Annotated in this window: 2 protein-coding genes; one reads left to right on the plus strand and one right to left on the minus strand. The window is 44.2% G+C overall.

The features are described from left to right. Positions 1–542 precede the first annotated feature (542 nt). Complete coding sequence (locus tag FE781_RS18260; RefSeq protein ID WP_379253241.1) at positions 543–620, minus strand: S-layer homology domain-containing protein; 78 nt, start codon at positions 618–620, stop codon at positions 543–545. Positions 621–906: 286 nt separating this feature from the next. Here FE781_RS18260 and FE781_RS17255 point away from each other — a divergent pair, with 286 nt between their 5' ends. Further along, entirely contained in the window at positions 907–1,512 is a 606-nt protein-coding gene (locus tag FE781_RS17255) for a hypothetical protein (protein ID WP_170209596.1), read from the plus strand. Positions 1,513–1,814: the final 302 nt, after the last annotated feature.

Below are 1,814 nucleotides of genomic sequence, written 5' to 3' on the forward strand. Positions count from 1 at the left end.
AGCAAAGGAATTCTTCCCTCGGGGTGTGGAACTTTGTTATCTCGTCAATAACAATTTCCATTTTGAGGTGCTGAATTCCTTTTAATTATGCTCAAAACACCCTGACTTTTTCAGGGGAAACTAACTATACGAAAGTTGACGGTAAGATTTACATGTTCAGTGACATGACCAAACTAGAAATGTACAACAAGATCGTCGAATTGGCGGGAGATACGATACATCGATCGTAGAGGGAACGGAGTAGGTATTTAACGGCAGCGCAAAATACGTCTCGCTTGATTATCCGTTTTCTGGCACGTTCGAGCACAGCGAAGCGTTCTATCTTGGAGCACTGGAACTTTTATCCGGCTCCGGCCACGGAACGGAAACTCAAAAATAAATTGGACAATTTCAGTGGGAGCCTAGCGTCAAGCGCTACGACATTTACGTTAAACGGAAAATCATTTGTCGTTTATACAACCGGAAAGCCGGTTGTCGTTAGCGCGAAATATTGTCGAGACGTTTTTTGAGCATCAAATCTTTTGTTCGATTTATTACTTCAATTACTTCATTTTCGCGGGCTCCGCCCGCGTCACCGATTGATCCGGACGGAACATCCCTTCCTTGAACCCAGTCATGATCCCGGCGTTCGGACGACACCGGTGTTCCGGATTTTACGCTTACCACGAAGATAAGGTGAACTTATTTGGATGAGGACAGGCTATATTGGACGCAGAAGGATTCACGCAAGCATTACCCAATGCATGATTTACGGGTTTTCAGCGACGTTGACATGCTTGCCGCGGACTATATTCTCACACAAATTTATGAATCGTTGCCCAATCCATCGAATAAGTGAAACAATTCCATTTATGGTTGCATTTAGAAATATGAGATGCAAAACATAAAACATAAGGGATGACGCTTATGTTGTATCGATTACTTTCCTTAACGCTAGCCTTTTCTTTCCTTTGGGGGGCACAGTACGCGAATGCCTGTAGTCCAAAGCCTTGGTCGTATGAAATGTTGGCTGAGGAATCACCGGTAATGGTTCAAGGAGAGGTTTCGACTAGCAGCAACAATGGAAGGCAAACGACGATCAAAGTCATAAACTATGTCGGACCGGGAATAGCTCCAAAAATTATACACTTGCCAGCAACAAAATCCAGTCGAACAACAAACGATGATGCGTGTCCGGATTTTTCAATGACTTTACAGCAGGGAAAGACCTACCTCATTTTTTTGAAGAATGCTGACTCGACCCCTGAACTGTTGCATCCGGATTGGACGACCGCCTTGGAAGTTGCGGATCACAACGTGGTCGTCAACATGCAAGGGGATAAGGAAGAAGTGAACGCATTACTTCAAAAGTATGCGTCGGATCACAAACTGACAGTAAAAGAACCAGATCAAAACTCGCCGGTTTGGGGAACGGATAACAACAACACAGTAACTATTTTTATCGCTACTGTGGCGATCTTCGTAATCGTCATTGGAGGTATCTATGTTATAAGAAGGAAAAGGTTGAAATAGGGGTCGCCCAACAATCTGCCCCTTCAATACGTTAGGTATTAGCATTAGCGTAGTTGCATACCTGCCCTTGCTGACCCCTTAACGGACGTATAAAGCAGTTTTCCGTCCACTTGAGGACTGCTGATGACGTTTAGCGTTCGGCTTAGAGTAGGAAAAATCCGCTTTTTATACAATTTGCATGTAGACTAAAAAGTGGACACGCCGTAGTAGCGGCCCGTACAATATAACCAACCAAAAGGTCGAGGTGTGTCATGGGAGATATCCGTCAACATTTTGACGACGAGTTTAAACGTCAAACCGTT

This window comes from Paenibacillus thermoaerophilus, from assembly GCF_005938195.1.
In the GTDB taxonomy this organism is placed as follows: Bacteria; Bacillota; Bacilli; order Paenibacillales; family Reconciliibacillaceae; genus Paenibacillus_W; species Paenibacillus_W thermoaerophilus.

What these genes read in the sequence shown, in the direction of transcription:
- FE781_RS17255 (WP_170209596.1), top strand. Translation starts at nt 907, where the DNA reads ATGTTGTATCGATTACTTTCCTTAACGCTAGCCTTTTCTTTCCTTTGG.